This window comes from Peribacillus sp. JNUCC 23, from assembly GCF_053653995.1.
Genome location: NZ_CM132202.1, coordinates 2,878,586 through 2,897,818 on the forward strand (window position 1 = coordinate 2,878,586; position 19,233 = coordinate 2,897,818).

The 19,233-nt window shown below is 37.5% G+C and carries 19 protein-coding genes; 4 read left to right on the plus strand and 15 right to left on the minus strand.

The features are described 5' to 3' along the window. Positions 1–96 precede the first annotated feature (96 nt). A complete protein-coding gene (gene prli42 / locus JNUCC23_RS13955; protein ID WP_157279407.1) occupies positions 97–195 on the plus strand; it encodes a stressosome-associated protein Prli42 in 99 nt (32 codons plus the stop codon). 146 nt (positions 196–341) lie between these two features. Here the strand turns inward: prli42 and JNUCC23_RS13960 are convergent, their stop codons facing one another. From JNUCC23_RS13960 to JNUCC23_RS13980, 5 genes are all read right to left on the minus strand, one after another. Further along, positions 342–851, minus strand: a complete 510-nt coding sequence (locus tag JNUCC23_RS13960) for a L,D-transpeptidase (RefSeq protein WP_082675100.1) — start codon at positions 849–851, stop codon at positions 342–344. A gap of 27 nt (positions 852–878) precedes the next feature. Continuing rightward, a complete protein-coding gene (locus tag JNUCC23_RS13965) occupies positions 879–1,871 on the minus strand; it encodes an aromatic acid exporter family protein (protein ID WP_062178293.1) in 993 nt (330 codons plus the stop codon). A gap of 147 nt (positions 1,872–2,018) precedes the next feature. Then, on the minus strand, positions 2,019–2,741 hold the full coding sequence (locus tag JNUCC23_RS13970; RefSeq protein WP_062178290.1) for an amino acid ABC transporter ATP-binding protein: 723 nt from the start codon (positions 2,739–2,741) through the stop codon (positions 2,019–2,021). Next, positions 2,734–3,393 carry an amino acid ABC transporter permease gene (locus tag JNUCC23_RS13975; RefSeq protein WP_049682068.1) on the minus strand — a complete coding sequence of 220 codons (660 nt, stop codon included), beginning with the start codon at positions 3,391–3,393 and terminating at the stop codon, positions 2,734–2,736. Before JNUCC23_RS13975 ends, JNUCC23_RS13970 begins: the two co-directional genes overlap by 8 nt. Positions 3,394–3,481: 88 nt before the next feature. Continuing rightward, on the minus strand, positions 3,482–4,306 hold the full coding sequence (locus JNUCC23_RS13980; RefSeq protein WP_062178287.1) for a transporter substrate-binding domain-containing protein: 825 nt from the start codon (positions 4,304–4,306) through the stop codon (positions 3,482–3,484). Between the two features lie 565 nt (positions 4,307–4,871). Between JNUCC23_RS13980 and JNUCC23_RS13985 the strand changes: the two genes are divergently transcribed. From JNUCC23_RS13985 to JNUCC23_RS13995, 3 genes are all read left to right on the plus strand, one after another. After that, positions 4,872–5,744 (plus strand): TetR/AcrR family transcriptional regulator, encoded by an 873-nt coding sequence (locus tag JNUCC23_RS13985; protein ID WP_403070321.1) that lies wholly within the window; start codon positions 4,872–4,874, stop codon positions 5,742–5,744. Between the two features lie 82 nt (positions 5,745–5,826). Then, positions 5,827–7,044, plus strand: a complete 1,218-nt coding sequence (locus JNUCC23_RS13990; RefSeq protein WP_403070318.1) for an MFS transporter — start codon at positions 5,827–5,829, stop codon at positions 7,042–7,044. A 212-nt stretch (positions 7,045–7,256) separates the two neighbouring features. Further along, entirely contained in the window at positions 7,257–8,162 is a 906-nt protein-coding gene (locus JNUCC23_RS13995) for an AEC family transporter (protein ID WP_403070315.1), read from the plus strand. 195 nt (positions 8,163–8,357) lie between these two features. Here JNUCC23_RS13995 and JNUCC23_RS14000 read toward each other — a convergent pair whose 3' ends face one another. The 10 genes from JNUCC23_RS14000 to xsc all read right to left on the minus strand — a co-directional run bounded on the left by JNUCC23_RS14000 (position 8,358) and on the right by xsc (position 19,024). Then, positions 8,358–8,525, minus strand: a complete 168-nt coding sequence (locus tag JNUCC23_RS14000) for a hypothetical protein (RefSeq protein ID WP_156187555.1) — start codon at positions 8,523–8,525, stop codon at positions 8,358–8,360. A gap of 311 nt (positions 8,526–8,836) precedes the next feature. Further along, on the minus strand, positions 8,837–9,649 hold the full coding sequence (locus JNUCC23_RS14005; RefSeq protein WP_062178274.1) for a MetQ/NlpA family ABC transporter substrate-binding protein: 813 nt from the start codon (positions 9,647–9,649) through the stop codon (positions 8,837–8,839). Between the two features lie 89 nt (positions 9,650–9,738). Beyond that, positions 9,739–10,401: a methionine ABC transporter permease gene (locus JNUCC23_RS14010; protein ID WP_403070310.1), complete on the minus strand. Its 663-nt coding sequence runs from the start codon at positions 10,399–10,401 to the stop codon at positions 9,739–9,741. Beyond that, positions 10,394–11,155 carry a methionine ABC transporter ATP-binding protein gene (locus tag JNUCC23_RS14015; protein WP_454211982.1) on the minus strand — a complete coding sequence of 254 codons (762 nt, stop codon included), beginning with the start codon at positions 11,153–11,155 and terminating at the stop codon, positions 10,394–10,396. Before JNUCC23_RS14015 ends, JNUCC23_RS14010 begins: the two co-directional genes overlap by 8 nt. A gap of 203 nt (positions 11,156–11,358) precedes the next feature. After that, positions 11,359–11,898 (minus strand): YitT family protein, encoded by a 540-nt coding sequence (locus tag JNUCC23_RS14020; RefSeq protein WP_454211984.1) that lies wholly within the window; start codon positions 11,896–11,898, stop codon positions 11,359–11,361. A 278-nt stretch (positions 11,899–12,176) separates the two neighbouring features. Beyond that, complete coding sequence (locus tag JNUCC23_RS14025; RefSeq protein WP_403070300.1) at positions 12,177–12,887, minus strand: GntR family transcriptional regulator; 711 nt, start codon at positions 12,885–12,887, stop codon at positions 12,177–12,179. A gap of 323 nt (positions 12,888–13,210) precedes the next feature. Then, positions 13,211–14,188 carry a YeiH family protein gene (locus tag JNUCC23_RS14030; RefSeq protein ID WP_454216078.1) on the minus strand — a complete coding sequence of 326 codons (978 nt, stop codon included), beginning with the start codon at positions 14,186–14,188 and terminating at the stop codon, positions 13,211–13,213. Positions 14,189–14,464: 276 nt separating this feature from the next. After that, positions 14,465–15,823 (minus strand): aminotransferase, encoded by a 1,359-nt coding sequence (locus JNUCC23_RS14035; RefSeq protein WP_454211986.1) that lies wholly within the window; start codon positions 15,821–15,823, stop codon positions 14,465–14,467. 55 nt (positions 15,824–15,878) lie between these two features. Then, the gene (gene ald, locus JNUCC23_RS14040) at positions 15,879–17,012 is read right to left on the minus strand and encodes an alanine dehydrogenase (RefSeq protein ID WP_454211988.1); all 1,134 of its coding nucleotides are present in this window, start codon (positions 17,010–17,012) and stop codon (positions 15,879–15,881) included. Positions 17,013–17,263: 251 nt separating this feature from the next. Further along, complete coding sequence (gene xsc, locus JNUCC23_RS14045; RefSeq protein ID WP_062178256.1) at positions 17,264–19,024, minus strand: sulfoacetaldehyde acetyltransferase; 1,761 nt, start codon at positions 19,022–19,024, stop codon at positions 17,264–17,266. Between the last annotated feature and the right edge of the window lie 209 nt (positions 19,025–19,233).

Genomic DNA, 19,233 nt, shown 5'->3' on the forward strand with positions numbered 1-19,233 from the left:
AAATATCCTTGAGATTCTACTATGGACAAGGTAAACTATACATATATACGGATGCTGTAAAGAATTCTATGCTCTTTACAATGAGGAGAGATTAATATGAAAAACAAGAAAACGAGAAAAATTGTTGTTTATTTAATGATTATTTCCATGTTATTGACAAGTCTACTTTCTGGCGTTGCATTCTTCCTACAATAAAAAAAAGATCGTCCAAAAAGGGTCAGCCCCCACACTCTATATTCCGTTTATTAGTCGTTACACGTCTATAAACGGAATATAGTTGATGTGGGGTTGACCCTTTAGTTAAAAGACAGCCTCTTTATTGACGGATATTTACGCTTTTCTTATTTAATGGCTCCTTGCTCTTTAGCCAATGTTGTAAAGTCTTTTGGTGAATGGGTGACTAAAACTTTTGTACCGATTGGCACACGCTCATATAAATGTTCGATATCAGCTTTTCTCAAACGGACACATCCATTTGAAATATATTTCCCAACAGAAGCTTGATTGTTCGTACCATGAAGTCCATAAATTCTCCCATCTGTTCCCAATGCATCAAAGCCAATCCACCTCGTTCCTAGTGGATTTCTAGGATCACCGCCAGGAATATTCTTTTTTCGAAAATACGGATTAACAGCCTTCACTTTAACGGTAAATAATCCTTCTGGTGTAAGCTCCTTGCTTCTCCCTGTACCAGCTGGGTAAACATTCTGAACTTTATTATCATCAATAAATGCCACCTTGTTGGTTGCTTTATTCACGATGACAAAGGGTTCTCCAACAACAGCTGAAGCGGGCATTGGCACACATGACAACAAGATGCTTATAAAGATTAAGGAAAGTAACATCTTCATTTGATCAAACCTTCCATTCATTTTCCGTTAGTTTTCACCCCTCTTCAGCTTTTCATGCTGTTTTTTTGGTTCTGGTAGCCCTTTAAATGAATGCTTAAGCTGCAAATACTGCTCGATTTCCTTCATTAACTGTAATAACGCTGCTCTCGATTCAAACTCTTCTCGAGTCACAGGAAGCTCCATTTTTTTAAAAACCTGTTCCATCTCATCAAGCTTTTGTAAATAAATAATTGCGGTATTTTGCGGATGAACGTTGTTGCTTAGTTCAATGAGAAATTCCCCCAACATCTTGCTTTGCTTAACTTTTGACGGAATATTCGTAGCTAGTGGCAAGATGCGCTCTATAATTTCAAATTGCTTTTCCCTCATTTTAAAATAATGATAATAAACGTCATCTTCACGCAAAAAATGATTCTCTACATCGCGAAATGCCAATGTCTTTGCTTCAGCTAATAATTTTGTTGTCTCAGTAATTTCTTTTCCATCCCAGTCACTTTTGTTGGTATGCAAATAATTTACTAGCTCCATAAGAATTTTGCTGAAATTCTCCTCAACTTTTTGCTGGTAATCGATTAATTTATTTTCAAGACTTGGCATATACCAGTTCATTAATAAAGCTGAACCAATTCCAATTATAATGAGTCCTAATTCATTCAGCCAGAGATCAAGCGTAATATGTTCAGCCGTATATAGATGTAGGATAATAACACCGCTTGTTACGATGCCTTCATTTACTTTCAAAGCAACCGTTGTCGGTATTAAAAGTAATAAAATAATGCCAATGATAACTGGATTATAGCCAAATAGTTCAAACAGGATGGTGGAATAGACCATCGCAATTAAACAAGCTATAAATCGCGAATAAGCGGCCCCAAGAGATTTCTTTTTCGTTACTTTCGTACAAAGAATCGTGATAATTCCTGCAGATGGAAAACTATCCAACCCCGCTAATTGTGCTAGAAAAATAGCAAGCGTCGTGCCAGCTGCCGTTTTCAATGTCCGGTATCCAATTTTAAACATAACGATATCACCTAGTTTTCTTATGATAGTACCCATCTTACCAACAAATGCAGCCAATTTATAGTGAAAGTGCTGTTGACTACCATAATTCTAGTATTCACATTTTTCCGCAAAAAAAAAGACAACTATTCGTTGTCTTGTTTAGTCTTATAAAACCTTTTCCAAAAATTCTTGCGCACGCTGACTTTTCGGGCTTGAGAAGAACTCACTTGGCGGTGCATCTTCAACAAGGTTCCCACCATCAAGGAAAAGAATTCGATCAGCTACTTCACGTGCAAAGCCCATTTCATGTGTGACAATGACCATTGTCATTCCTGTATGAACAAGATCTTTCATAACAGCTAACACTTCTTTAACCATTTCTGGATCGAGTGCTGAAGTAGGCTCATCAAACAGCATAACATCAGGGTTCATTGCAAGTGCTCTAGCGATGGCAACACGCTGTTTTTGCCCCCCGGATAATTTATTCGGATACTGCTTTTCTTTATCTGCTAGACCCACTTTTTTTAGTAGTTCCCGTCCTTGTTTTTGTGCCTCTTGTTTGGAAAGACCTTTCACCTTCATCGGTGCATAGGTTAAATTATCCAGAACTGTTTTATGTGGGAACAAATGAAAATGTTGAAACACCATCCCAACATTTTCTCGGACTTTCATGATGTTTGCTTTTTTATCGGTAATATCCGTTTCTTTTATCCATATTTGCCCAGAAGTTGGCTGTTCGAGTAAATTCAAACAGCGAAGAAATGTCGATTTCCCTGACCCTGAAGGACCAATAACTGCGACTACTTCGCCTTCTTTAATACTTGTGTTGATTCCTTTAAGGACGTCCAGTTTTCCATAACTTTTGTGGAGGTTGTCTACTTTAATCACTGCGTTTCATTCTCCCTTCAACCAATTTACCAATCACAGTTAAAATCATGACCATCACATAATATATCAACCCAGCAAATAAAATCGGTTCGAAGAATTTATATGTTTCGCCACCAACAATATAAGAACGGCGCATGATATCTGCTAGTCCAATAGTTGTGACAATTGCCGATTCTTTTGTTAACGTAATAAATTCATTCATTAAAGCTGGTAAAATATTTTTAAACGCCTGAGGCAAGATTATACTTAACATCATACTCGAATAGGGAACTCCTAGGGCAAGTGCCGCTTCTCTTTGTCCCTTATCGACAGCATTAATTCCGCCACGAATTACTTCTGAAATATAAGCAGCAGAATTTAAACCAAATGACAAGAAAGCCGCTTCAAAAGCATCAATTTGCACGCCGAACAATTGTGGTGATCCAAAATAAATTAACATAAGCTGGAGCACAAGCGGTGTGCCGCGGAAAATAGAAGTATAAAAGTCCGCAATCCATTTCAATGGCTTCATGCGGCTGATTTTCATTAACGACAACACGATTCCTAACACAATCCCGATTACCGCTGCTACAGCAACGACTTTTAACGTCATTGGAATCCCCTCTAAAATATAAGGAAGGGAGGGCATAATTCTTTCAAAATCCAAGTTCAAACCATTCATCCTTTCATTGGTCAGTAAACAGGAAAGCGCGGAAAAACGTTCAAAAGAGAACACGCACCCTTTTGAACGTTTTCTTCACTTATTTAGCTGTTTCGCCACCAAACCATTTTAAAATAAGTTCTTCCATTTCACCGTTTTCCATCATTTTTTTCAATTCATTATTAAATTTTTCAGTTAGTTCACTATCTTTTTGGAATGCAATCGCTGAACCTGCTTCTTCTGTTTTTGTTTTTCCGTCAATCACATACCCCGCAAGATCTGAATTGTCAGCTAAATAGCCTTTTGCGACTGTATCTTCAATAATAGCTGCATCAAAACGGCCAGCTTTGATTTCTTGCACGATATCTGGAATTCGATTACGGTTTTCAACCGTAAGATCTATGCCGTCTTTTTTAAGATCCTTGGCAATTCCTTCTTGGATGGACGCTAATTGAACACCTACTGTAGCACCATTAAGATCTTCAACACTTTTGATTTTCCCGTCTGCTTTCGTTACAATCATATGGTTCGATTTGTAATAAATATCACTGAAATCCACCGTTTTTTTACGATCTGCAGTAGGAGACATCCCCGAAAGAACAAAATCAATTGTCCCGTTTTCTAAAGAAGGCACGAGTCCATTAAAGTCGATATCCTTTACTTTAAATTCATAGCCAAGTTTTTCAGTAATTGCTCTAGCCACATCTATGTCAAAGCCGATGATATCATCACTCTTTGCCGTCTCAACATATTCAAATGGCGGATAATCCGCAGAAGTTCCCATCATTAATACTTTTTTTCCATCACCATTTGCTGATTCTTTATTGTTTGCTGAATCATCATTATTGGATGTCCCACATGCAGCTAAAATACCGATCATCATAATCATGGCAAACATAAGCATAAGTTGTTTACTACTCTTCATTCTATACTCCTCCATACCTAATGAATTAATTTTTCCCTATCAACATTTGATACATTCATTATAGGAAAATATAATTATAGCTTTTAATATTCATGCACTTTAATGTATTTTAACACATCTTTATAATTATGCAATAATATTTATAATAATAAATCCATGTTTACATTCTGATAAATGATTTTACCATTCTCCCCTTCATCATGGAAAAGAGTCGGGGCTTCGCAAAATCAGCTCCGCACCACCACCTTCATAAGCTGAAACAATTTGAGAACCTGAACCTTATTCATTGTTTTAGTCGGGATCAGATGCTTATGGATGTTTTTATTATTTCAATATATATTATCTCTCCTACATTCATATTCAATACAAAAAACTGAACAAATATCGCCCTGTACACTGAAATACTATTGCATGATTGGATGCTTTGTATTGCGAAAATTTTTGAATGCAAAAAACTTCGCTATACGAAAATTTTTACGTGAAAGTGTTCGAGACCTGTGGTAGAATTTATAAAGAGATGACCAGTTGGTCAATTCAAAAACCAGTTGGTTAATGGAGGTGCGGAATGAACGAAAAGAAACGAAAAATATTAATCGCTGCTATGAAACTTTTTTCGAAAACAAGCTTCCATCAAACGTCCATGCAGCAAATTGCTGATGTATGTGGAGTCTCCAAAGGAAGCTTATATACCCATTTCAAATCGAAAGAAGAACTCTTATCCGATATTTTTTCGTATTATTATCAAATGCTGAACCAACAAATGGCTGCAGCAGAAACGAACGATGATTCAGTCGAGGAGGCCTTTATCCGAGGAATTGCTATTCGCCTCCGTCATTATTGTGAATTTCACGAGTTTTTTCAAATGCAAATGAATGAGGTCAGAGGACTTGAGGACCCATCTCTCAATCAATTCGTGCATCAACAACATACCAAACTGCTTCAGAAAACAGAAAAAGGAATCGTGTCGGTTTTTGGGCAAGAAGCAGCAACATATGCGACAGATTTAACGGCTACGCTAAAAGGCATGTTAATTACCTACGTACGCGGCATTATTGAAGAGGGAAAAGCGTGTGACCCTAATGAACTTGCGCGTTTTCTATTTCTACAGCTTAAAACAATCGCACACACATTCATTGAGGAAAAACCTAATCCGTTTTTTATGACTTCTCCTTTGCAAGCACACCCACATGAAACTACTCATCCTCTTTACATCGTGCGGAAAATGAAAGAAACGCTTGTTTCATTAAGTATGCATGCAGAAAATATTATGATCGAATCTGTGGAAATTCTGGAAAAGGAACTATTAGAAATAAAACCTCGTGTAGCCGTTTTATCAGGCATGATCCACAATTTAAAAGAAAGCAACGTTTTTGTGGAACTAGCGTCGGAATTGGAAGAAGCGATGAAACAAATGCCTGTCACCCCACTTATTAAATAAAGTGAAACTTTCATCAGTGGGGGTCTTACTGCCCATTAAGAGTGGGATAAAATTAGAGAGTATAAAGAAAGCAGGTTAATAAATGTCAAGAAAAAATATTCAACAGTTTCCCCTTCTCATATTAATGGCCAATATGTTTATCGTCATGACCGGGATTGGACTCGTTATTCCGATCATGCCGACGATTATTCATGATTTTGGAGCTGGAGGGAAAACCTTTGGCTTACTCATTGCTACATTCGCTTTGGCACAATTTATCTTTTCACCGATTGCCGGGGATTTGTCTGACCGGTTTGGTCGAAAGAAAATCATTGTGTTCGGTTTAATTCTTTTTTCATTATCACAGTTTATCTTTGCTTTTTCTCAACAACTCGTACTGCTCTTTATTTCACGAGCGATTGGCGGGATGGGTGCGGCCTTTTTAATTCCATCCATGATGGCCTTCGTAGCAGATATTACAACGGTAGAGAACCGAGCGAAAGGAATGGGGCGTCTCGGAGCTTCAATGTCATTAGGGTTTGTGGTCGGACCTGGTATCGGCGGCTTTTTAGCGGCTTTTGGCGTGAAAGCACCATTTTATATAGCAGGGTCTGTTGCTGCTATAGCCGTTATTTTATCGATCTTTTTCTTGAAAGAGCCCGCCCGTTCTGCCGTATCCGTAGAACCAACAAAGCGATCTTCTCTAATCAACCAATTGGCCGTTTCTGTAAAAAAACCATATTTCATCCTTCTACTCATGATGTTTACTCTTTCATTCGGTTTGTCGAATTATCAGTCAACCATCAGCTTATTTACAGATGTGAAGTTTGGGTTCAGTCCATTTGATATCTCCATGTTAATGGTCGTTGGCGGCTTAATCGGGGTCATCGTACAGGCGTTTGTACTCGATCGTGTGCTTAATCGATTTGGTGAAGTGCGCGTTATGAATTCGATGCTTGTCGTGACGGCGATTTCCTTAATCAGTCTTTTGTTTGCAACTGGTTTTGTCTCTGTATTAATTGTATCCACCTTTTTCTTTATCGCGACTTCCTTGGTTCGGCCTGCCATCAATACGACCATATCAAAAATGGCTGGAAGCGAACAAGGTTTTGCGGCTGGCATGAACAATGCATATATGAGTATCGGTAACATGGTCGGACCTGCACTTGCTGGCGCATTGTTTGATGTAAACATGGGACTACCGTATATATTTGGTGCAGCCATCATCTTCGTAACCTTGCTTATTTGCATCAAATGGGCAAAAGGTGAAAAAGCGAAACAACGGCTAAGAACAGTCGAAAATGCTAGCTCAACTAGATAAGAGTATCTCTTCATAAAAAAATCACCGAAGTCACTGCCAATGGCTAGAGATTTGGGTGTTTTTTTTATAGCTAAAAAGATTTTTCTCAATAATTTACAGATCGACCTTTATTTTATAAAAATGAATTCTGTCAATATCTGTAGGTATATGAACACAAAGATATGATAGTATGATATATTTTTCTTAACGACATTCAGAGGAGATCATACGGTATGAATCAACAATTTCTGTACATAATAGTCATCATATGCATTGGATATCTATTAAAACGTATTAATCTATTAAAAGAAAAAGACGGAGAAACTATTTCTAGAATTATTTTTAATATTACCTTACCAGCTCTAGTTATCGTTTCTCTTGATTCTGTTAAAATTGAGCCTTCATTAATCATGTTACCTGTACTAGCCTTCATGATTGGGTTTATTTCTATTTTTTTCGCTTTTTTTGTATTTAAAAATGAAGAGAGGGTGCTTAAAGGGACCCTTATGATGATGGCTACTGGATATAATGTAGGGTTATTTGCCTTTCCACTCGTTGAAGCGATTTGGGGTCCGATCGGTCTAATTTATTTCGGAATGTTTGATATAGGAAATTCCTTAATTGTCTTTGGACTTTCTTATATAGCGGGAAGCTATTATTCAGAGAAGGGACTAGTCCTTAAACCGCTTGGAATAGTAAAAAAGCTCAGCAAATCGGTTCCTTTAATGACGTACATCATTGCGGGCATTTTAAGTTTCAGCAATATCCATTTACCGGGTGGATTCATTGATATAGCCACGATTATATCTAAAGCTAACTTACCCTTATCTTTACTATTATTGGGGTTATATTTAAACTTTAATTTTGAAAAACAATATTTGAGACCGACCATTAAGTACGTCCTTTTCCGGTATGGTTTCGGGCTTATATTTGGCTTAGCTTTTTACTTTTTACTTCCTTTCGATCAAATGTTTAGATATACCATCCTAATTGGATTATTACTACCGGTTGGTCTCTCTGTTTTGCCATTTGCCCATGAATTTAAATATCCTACTTATCGCTTAATTGGCACATTATCAAATATTTGTATTGTAATTAGTATTATCATATTATATGTCTTCGCTAACTTTATTCTTTAAGTTGAAAACGATGAGGATATTTTTATCATTCTAATATTATTCGGGGTTAACAAGCTAGAATCCCAATAAAAGTTAATAGATACAGTCTAAATTTAAAGCGACAAATCTTAGAAAGCATTCCAAGATTTGTCGCCTTACTATTCGAAATAAATCAGCTACTGTGATCTACTATCAAATCATAGACTACATCTTAATTTAATAACTAATCCCTTTAAATAATAAGTTCACGTTTGATTTTTTATCGATTTTCTTCTTTCTTTGCAACTCCTTGGCCTTCATAAATGCATCCATCATTCCACTAGCTTCTATAATTATTTCTTCTGCTTCTATTTGATTATCCAAGATAAAAATATAATCTTTCATGATATAGCCTCCTTAGATGTCTAGTTTATTAATAAAGTTTTAATTACGCTCTAAAAGTTTATGTTATTTTCATAAAGAAAATGTATGCGTTTTCAACAATTAACAAAGATACTTTGTCTCTCCTTCTAAAAGGGGATCTTTTTCTTTTTTCTAATAGATTAAAGTAAAAAGTTATATCGATATCTTAATTATAATATAAGCGCTTACAAAAAGCTATGAACAATTTGTGAAATTTATTGCCAAATAGATTGCTCTCAACTAAAAAAGCTGTTGATGTATAGATCAACAGCTTTTCAAATGACTAATTAGTTTTATTCAAATGCAGGTAAAGCCGTTTCTGCGTAATCTTCCTCTAAAAATTTCTTAATTTCAGGTCCAGTCAATTTTTCAGCTAATGTCTGGATGGCTTCTGATTCCGCATTGTCAGAACGGGCGATTAATGAGATCGCAAACTCTGAGTCCACAGTTTCTGTCAATAACGCATCTTTACTTGGCGTTAAGCCAAGCGGAGCGGCATAGGACGGGTATAAGGTAACGAGATCAGCATCATCCATCATCCTAGCAAGCATGAGCAAGTCCACTTCTTCAAATTTGTAGTTTTTCTCATTTTCTACTATATCGGCTTGGGTCGCTTTAAGCCCTACGCCTTCTTTCAACTTAATAATTCCTTGATCGGCAAACATGATGAGTGAACGAGCAGTATTTATCGGATCATTCGGAATAGCGATTGTTGCACCTTCTGGCAGCTCTTCCATGCTTTTATAACGTTTTGAATAAGCCCCAAAAATAGCATGATAAATAGGCTTTACAAGAACTAAATCTGTGTCATTGCTTTCATTGTACTGTTCCATAAAGGGAACATGCTGGAAAAAGTTTACGTCGACTTCCTTGTTAGCAAGGGCATTATTCGGTTGCACATTATCACCAAGAACCACGATGTCTAGATTAATTCCTTCTTCTTTCATCAAAGGTTTTACAATTTCCAACATATCCGTCATAGGCGGAATCAATGTAGCTACTTTTAAATTCACTACTTTCTTTTCTCCTGGAGCAGGTTCAGCCTTGTCGCTACAGCCGGCCAATACAAACATGGTTAGTACTAAAAGCGTGATGATTTTTTTCATAATTGATTACCTCTCAATCTGTTATTTTATCCCGGTTTAACTAACCATCAGTCGGGATGAAAAAACTCCCCACTGATGGTTAGTTTCACTTATCGTTTGTCCAATTTTTTGGCGATGGTCGTTCCTGTAAACTGAATCGTTTGTACTAAAAAAATCATAATGATAATCATATAAATCATTAACTCGGTCTCAAAGCGCTGATAGCCATATCGAATCGCAAAATCACCAACTCCGCCTCCGCCGACAATGCCCATTACGGTTGAATAGGATATAAAACTAATCGTTGACGTTGTTAATCCGAGTATAAGACCTGAACGTGCTTCCAAGAACAAAAACTTAAAGATAATTTCAAGGACTGAAGCTCCCATTGAAACAGCTGATTCAATGATACCGCGCGGAACTTCAAGAAGGGCCTGTTCCACTAATCTTGAGTAATAGGCGATAGCCATTATAGAGAGTGGGATGGTCGCGGCCATTGTACCGATTGCTGTTCCAACAATAAACCTTGTAAAAGGAATTAAAAAGACGACGAGCAATAAAAACGGGAACGAACGAACAATATTGACAAATACGTTCAAACTGGAATATAAGGCTCGATTTTCAAGCAATTGTCCTTTTCGACAAAGATAGAGCAATGTTCCAATCGGTAATCCGATCAAGAGAGCAGCAATGATAGATATCCCAACCATGACAAATGTTTCTCCAATCGACTGCCAGATTTCAGTTTGATACTTTAAAATAATTTCAGGCATTCGAATTCCTCTCTTTTTCTGTTAGTTGCTGCAGAAACCATTTTGGATCATTTTTAGGAATGATGTACACTTGGGGTTCAATTGAAACTGTTTTCAGTATTTCTCCACTTTCCATAACCGTGACTTTATCGCAAATACTTTTCACGACATCCATTTCATGGCTGACGATGACAATCGTTACACCCAATTCTTTGTTCACTGTTTGCAATACGTCCAGAATCCCTGCTGTTGTCTGTGGATCCAAGGCAGAAGTAGGTTCATCGCATAACAAAACAGCTGGTCGGTTCGCAAGAGCTCTTGCAATCGCCACCCGCTGCTTTTGTCCACCGCTTAACTGTGCTGGATATTGATGGGCTTTATCCTCAAGCCCGACAAATTCCAAACATTCTTTTACCCGTTCTACCTTGGCCTTTTTTGAATAGCGAGCTAATTCAAGTGGGACTGCAACATTATCAAATACTGTCTTGTTTGCAACAAGATTAAAATGCTGAAAAATCATGCCAATCGATCGCCTTGCTTCACGAAGTTTACGGTTTGATAGTGTCGTTAACGTTTGATTATTGACCACAACCGTTCCATCGTCAGGTGTTTCCAGGACATTCATTAAACGAAGCAGTGTTGATTTACCCGCACCACTCGCACCAATCACACCATGAATTTCACCTTTATCAATGTTTAGCGAAACCGAGTGCACTGCTTGCAAAATTGATTGGTGCTGCTGATAGCTTTTACTTACATTATGTAAAGAAATCACCGTGCATGTTCCTTTCTATCCATCTATCTTGTTTTCTCTATGTATGGCTGCTATCCAAATTATTATTATAGCCTTTGTTAGGTAAGTTGTCACTCCCCTCATATCTCCTCTGGCCTCCCTCTACAAAACGGAAATTTTATGAAAAGATCATTGACTACACTCTTTGCATGCGTTTCTTTCCTATGATGAATAGTGCAACCGCCCTATAAACTCTTCTGTTTTCTATTCAGCATTTTCTTTAAGAGGAACGAAAAGAGTAACGTATAAGCAACTCCCTTAATAATCGAATGATAACCATAAACGAACAGACCAAATAATAGGACAATAAGGTTAATAATTCTTATTGTCACTGCTATATCTACTTTTTTATTTTTATGATTTAAAATGAGAGCGATAACATCAAACCCAACAGTGGATGCATTTGCTGTTATACATAAATAGTATCCAATTGCGATCAACATCGAAGAAATGATAATTACTATAACTATGTTTACATCTAAGCTTATATTCAGTGAATAAAAAAGGTTAAAAAACAACATATAACAAAGGCTACTTACTATTGATTTAAAAAAGTATTCTTTTCCTAGAAAAATTAAACATATAATTAATAAAAGTCCTGTTACGAAATTAGCAAGCATGGCAATGTTATAGCCAGATAAAGCATTTAATAGTAACGCGGAACTTGTCACACCACCATTAATAATTTCATTTGGCACAATTAAATAAGCATAAGCGAAAGTCATCAAAATATTTCCTGCAATGATTTTTATTATATCCCTCATAACAACTGCCACCTTCTGATTTAAATTAAAAGTAAAAGCATTACCATGAGTATTAATTCTAGCTTTAAAAAGGTTTCTATTTTTCGATCCAAAAAGGCTTATCCCATATTGGACTCTTTGAACAGTATAAAGCACATATTTTAGGAAACAAATAATCCAAGCCTCTCTACGAACATAGAAGACTTGGATTATTTAATGTGGCCGATAATACGTTTACTTGTTTTGATTTGATAAGATCGTTAGTTGTTCTTGCGAGACATTTTCATAGCAAATGAATACATATCTGATCGAAATAACCCTTTATAATATTCCACCATGTTTCCATCAGAGTCAAAAATCATACGTTCTGTAATTAACAAGCACATTGTATCGGGTATTGCTAAATGTTCAGCATCTTCCTTTGTTGGATAACCGCACGTTATTATTTGTTCTGCTTCATAAAAGTCAATGTTAAGTTCACCTTCGAGAGCATCGTATAAAACAGTCGTACTTAAATCAAATTCTGCTATTTTTTGTCCAAGTTCTTTAGGATAATAATGTAATTCGATCGCGATTGGTATATCATCCTGTAAGCGTAGCCTCTTAATAGAGTAAGACTCATCCTCAAACCCATTTGCATCAGCGATATTTTCAGGAGTTACTACACGACCATGGTTTAGTAATTTTATCCCCATATTTTTAGTAGTCTCAGTAAAACTAATCATTTTAAGCCATTCTTGTACTGGTTTAAGAGATATGAATGTTCCCTTACCATGCCTTTTTTCTAATCTTCCCTCGCGAACTAAAATAGAAACCGCTTCTCTTACAGTGCTCCTGCTAACAGAATACATATCCATAAGTTCTCTTTCACTTGGGATTTTGTCCTTATAATACCCTTGTAAAATTTGATCTTCTAATATATTTTTTAATTGAGCATGTAATGGAATTGGATTGTTAAAGTCTAACTCCATAAAAATTCCTCCAAGTCTAAAAAGACATTGTGATGTTCGTATCAGTCACCATATTATAAACTAAATTTTAATAATATTCAAATAGACCACTTTTTTCAAATAATCAAACATTTATTAACTGATTGGTGTTCGCCTTATCTTTAGTTTATTACTCACCTTTTCTGCTATTAAGTAAAGCATTATGCCATACAATGCTAAAACATGAGAAAAAATACGTATGATCTTGACAAGGATCAGACAATCGCCACGAATAGTAATTTATTTTATAGGTAACAAAGAAGGAGCCCTTTCTCAACTTTAAAAGGCCTCCCATTTTCTCTCCTTTAGATGATAAAGTACGTGATTACAGAAAGTAGCAAAGAGGTAATGGTCATTGCCAAAAGAGGACGCATGGCTTTTGTACGAAGAGCCTGAAAACTGACATTAAGACCGAGACCAATCATGGCCATTGTCAAAATAAATGTAGTCGTAGTAGAGACACCCTCCATCACCATTTGAGAAACTGGGATATACTTGCCTAGCACATAACTTCCAATTAAGCTCATGATAATAAATCCAATGAGGAACCATGGAAAATCAATTTTTGCATCTAGACCTGTATTTTCCGACGAGCGCCTTTTCATCCAATAAATAAATAGGAAGCACAATGGGATTAGTAAGAAGACGCGTCCAAGTTTAGCCAGTAACGCAATAGCAAGCGCATCCTCACCCGCAGGAGCACCTGCCAAAGCGACATGAGCAATTTCATGGAGACTTATTCCCGACCAAATTCCGTAATCTATAGCGGATATTGGAAGGATTGGACGTATTAGAGTATAAATAATGGAAAAGAGTGTCCCCATTAAGGCGATGATTCCCACTCCTATGGCGGTATCTTCTTCTTTCGCTTTCACAATAGGAGATATCGCCGCGATAGCAGCTGCACCACACACCCCGGTTCCTACCGCGAGAAGAAGGGAAATTGAAGCATCTGCTTTTAACCATTTTGCAATCAAAACCATGACAATAATAGCAAAAGCCACCGTTCCTATGTCACGAACCAGCAGAGGTAAGCCTTGATTAAAAATGATGTCAATGTTTAATTTCAGTCCATATAAAATGATGGCAAAACGAAGAAGCTTTTTAGCTGAAAATTCAATACCCGGACGAAATTTCTCCGGATACCCTGCGATTTGTCGATACACCACCGCAATAATAATGGAGCATGCAAGCGGCCCTATCCGATTAAATCCGGTAATTTTAGACAACCCGAAACCTAAGAGCGCGATAAAAAATGTAAAAGCAATACCACTAACCCACATAAGTAAACTTGATTTCTTTTCTTGAACAGGTAATTTTGAATTTTCGACTTTGGAAACCTCACTCGTTTCCTCAAGAGGCTTATATTTTTCTAATTCCATTTACAATTCCCCCCTTGCTACATCCTAGTATTAACACTAGCTTGATCAGCTTTGAAATAAAAAACGGGCATGGTTGTCAAAATATCCAGACTACTCATGCCCATTTATTTTAATCGTGAACAATTGGGATATTTAATCGATTCAACCTGATTAACAATAATCTCTTTCTCTTATTTGTTAGCACAATTCATGTAACACAGCCTTAACAGTTTCTATAACAAAGCGCAAATCTTCAACTGTGGAAGAGAGTGGAGGAGCAATGATTAATACATTCCCATATCCAGGAACTGTGTCACCGTTTCGCCCAATAATAAGGCCCTTTTCTTTACAAGCCCCGATAACTCTTCCCATAAACTCGTCTGAGACAGGTGCTTTTGATTTTTTATCCTCTACCAATTCAATTCCATATAGAAACCCAATTCCACGAACTTCTCCTACTTTGTTAAGAGCTGTTAACTCATAGAGTTCACTTAATGTGGATTCACTAAGTTCAGATACCCGTTGAACAATCTTTTCATTTTCGATTATTTCAATATTCTTGAGGGCAACAGCACACGATGCAGGATGACCTCCGTAAGTAGAAACATGTCTAAAATGATTTAATTTTCCGTTCTCCTTAAATTTCTCATAAATCTTAGCGTTTACAGCTGTTGCCCCCAGCGGAAGATAACCGCTTGTTAATCCCTTCGCCATTGTTACGATATCAGGTTGAACCCCTTGGGAATGCATAAATCCAAACATTTTCCCTGTTCTGCCAAAACCTGAAACCACTTCATCTACAATTAAAAGAACATCGTGCTTCTTACAAATTTCCGCTACCCTTGTCAAGTATTCCTTAGATGGAATCAGTACCCCCCCCCCGGAAATGAATGGTTCAAGGATAACGCCTGCTACCGTTTCTGAACCTTCAAAATTAATAACCTGATCTATATATTCTGCAGCTAGCAAATCAGAATTTTCAACGTTTTCTCCAAATGGAGTTCGGTAACTATATGGTGGTGGCACATGGAGAAAGCCCGGAACGGCTGGATCATACTTTACTCTTCGATTCGCCTGAGCAGTTGCACTTAATGCAGCAAAGGTATTGCCATGATAGGCACGATATCTAGAGATAAATTTGTATTTCCCCGGATTCCCATTTTGTGAATGGTATTGCCGAGCAATTTTAAAAGCCGTTTCATTAGCTTCAGACCCACTGTTAGCGAAAAAAGTCGTGTATGAACCTTTTAGAAGTTCACTTATTTTAGAAGACAGTTCAATAGCAGGTTTATGGCTTAAGGTAAGTGGGAAATATGATAAATTCATCATTTGTTCATAAGCTGCTTGAGCAATTTCTTGTCTGCCATGCCCTAAATTCAAGCACCATAATCCAGATACTCCATCCAAATATTTATCGCCTTTTGTATCGGTAAACCAAGAGCCTTTGCCTTCTGCTGCAATCATAGGACTTGCCTTTTCGTTATATCGATGCATCGCATGCCATAAATGATCTTTATCCATTTGGACGAGGTCTTTCATTTCAGTTTCTATCTTCAATATAGAACCCTCCTCATATTTAGTAAGATACACTTAGCAGAAATCATGTAGTTTCCTAGGTCGTAACAGGGTCCTTGGAAAAAACAGAATCGAGAGAATGGTAATCGTGACCATGAGCAATGGCCACGGCTTCATACGTTACCTTACCATTGACAGCATTAATCCCTTTAGCTAAAGGCTTATTATTAAGAGCAGCCTGCCTGTAACCTTTCGTTGCAATTTCTACTCCATAAGGTACGGTTGCATTCGTTAAGGCAATCGTAGAAGTACGAGAAACAGCTCCCGGCATATTAGCAACTGCATAATGGACAACACCATGCTTTACATAAGTTGGGTTATTATGTGTCGTAATTCGATCAATTGTTTCGATCGAACCACCTTGGTCAACAGCTACGTCAACAATAACAGAGCCCTTTTGCATGTCTTTGACCATTTCTTCCGTTACTAGACGAGGAGCACGTGCCCCAGGTATAAGTACAGCTCCTACAAGCAAATCTGCCTTTTTCACCGCCTGGGCTATGCTAAAGCTGTTGGACACTAATGTTTTTAATCGCCCTTGAAATTGGTCATCCAATTGACGGAGACGATTCGCATTAATATCAATCAAGGTGACACTTGCACCTAATCCAAGGGCCATTTTAGCTGCATTCGTACCAACAATCCCACCGCCAATAATCACAACTTCAGCTGGAGCTACACCCGGCACACCACCAATTAAGACCCCTTTACCACCTTTTGGTTTTTCTAAAAATTGTGCACCAATCTGAATGGACATACGTCCCGCTACTTCACTCATCGGCGTCAACAATGGAAGGGATCCATTTTCTAATTGAATGGTTTCGTAAGCAATAGCTACTACATTATGATCTATTAGGGCTTGAGTTAATTCTGGCTCAGCCGCTAAATGGAGATACGTATAGAGAATTAATCCATCGCGAAAAAATTGATATTCAGCTGGAAGTGGTTCTTTTACCTTAATGACCATATCAGCTAACCAAGTTTGTTTTGCTGATTCTACAATTTTAGCTCCTGATTGAATATACTCTTGATCTGTAAATCCACTATTTAATCCGGCACCCTTTTCAATCAAAATCTCATGCCCACTATTTTTGAATGTGGTTACACCTGCTGGAGTCATGCCTACTCGATTCTCACTATCTTTCATTTCTTTTGGAACGCCTATAATCATCTCGATCACTCATTTCTATATAATATAGATAATAAATTTACAATTAGGCATCTACTCGCTCAACTATTACAAGGCGAATCCAACTATTTTCTTCAAGAGATTTCCGATGACATGATTATTTCAATTGATCATGTCATCGGAAAATTTTATTCTTCTGTCCTCAATTCTTTATTGTCGAGAATAAACTCAACTCTATCTATTAAGCTATCGAGCCGACACTTATCGTTAGCACTTTCAATTTTCAGAAATTATTAATTCCAATTTTTATGATCTAAATGCGCGTATTTATCTAATAATCGAGTAGGCATTTTTAACGCATCTTTCCTAAACGGAGGCGCTAATTGTGTTCCATCAACCTGAATATCAATGACGGTAGGTTTGTTTGTTTTTATAGCTGCCTCTATGACAGGACCTAATTCTTCGGCTGTTTCCACTCTAATTCCAACCGCACCCATAGAACGGGCAACTTCAGCAAAATCAGGATTTTGGATATCCGCCCCGACAAAACGATTATTATAAAAATCGACTTGATTCTTCTTCTCCGCACACCATGCATTATTATTAAAGACGCAAGCAATGACTGGAATATTTTCTTCAACTGCTGTACTTACTTCATGTAAGCTCATTCCCCATGCTCCATCTCCTACGATTGCTATAACAGGTGCATTCGGCTCAGCTAATTTGGCACCAAGAGCAGATGGATAGGCAAAGCCAGTGTTCCCAAAAGTAAGGGCAGCGATGTGTCTACGGCTTCGGTTGAACTTCAAGTAAGCGTTTGCAGTAGAAGATACATTACCTATGTCAGTTGTAACGATTGCGTTCTCAGGTAATACTTTTGTTAATTCTAACAGTGCACGACGGGGATTAATTGGGGTCCCATCGATCATTGCTAGATCTACTAGTTCTTTTTCCCATTTTTGTTTTTCATTTGTAATTTCTCTCAAGCGCTGTCTTTCTTGTTTTGGGTTAGGTTTAACTTCTTTTAACCGCTTCATAATTTCTCGACTAGCTTCACGGGCATCACCGATAATACCAACTTCCACTGGATGAGTTCTGGCAATTTGTCTTGGATTGATATCAATTTGAATAATTTGTGCATCTTTAGGGAAATAATCAATGTCATAGCACGGTAATGTGCCAAATACGGATAATCTTGTACCAACCGCTAATATAACATCCGCTTGTTTTAGTGTATTCATAGCAGCTTTTGATCCCATATATCCGATTGGCCCGACCGCTAACGGATGATCAGCTGGGAATGCATCATTATGCATATAGGATACAGCCACAGGAGCTGTTAGATGTTCTGCGATATTCCTTATTTCTTCAATTCCATCAGAATCAACTGTGCCCCTACCAGAAATAATGACAGGATACTCAGCGTTAGCTAAGATTTCCGCTGCTCGATCTAAGGATTCAGATGAACCACATCCTCGTGAATCGACTCGATATTGATGAGGCTTAAGAATCTGATCCTCCACTTCACCATAGAAATAATCACGCGGAATATCAAATAAAACAGGACCTCTTTCAGCATAAGCAATTCGAAAAGCGGTTCGTAGACAATCGGCTACCCGGCCTGGATGAGTCACTCTCACTGTTTCTTTAGTGATTGCTTTGAAAACGGAAACCTGATCACATTCTTGAAATCCATCCCACCCGACAGTAGGTGTTCCTGCAGAAGGAGATATTACAATCATAGGAGTATGAGCTTGATTGGCCGCTGCTACCGATGTCACCATATTGGTCATTCCAGGCCCATTTTGTCCGATCACAACTCCGGCAACGCCCGAAACCCGGCAATAGGCATCTTCCATATGCGCGGCACTTTGTTCATGACGAACTCCAATAAAACGAATACCAGCTGTTGGCAATAAATCAAGCATATCCATAAAAGCGGAACCTAAAATTCCAGATATATGTTTGACCCCTTCTGCGACTAATGTCTCAACAATTGCTTCACTTGGTGTCATTTTTACTTTCGTTCCTCTTAACGTTTTTGTTTCGGCCATTGTACATTCTCCTCAATTGATTTATTTCTGATAGCGACGTTGCAACGTCCGTACCAGTTATGTTTTTTATGATACTACCCCTTTCTAAAATAGTCAACGAATAATCCGAATATTCGAAAAACAATTAACGACAATTATTGCCATTTTAAAAAATTGGAAAATTTAAAGACTGTCACCTCTTTACATACCAATTTTTCTTTTGATAACAA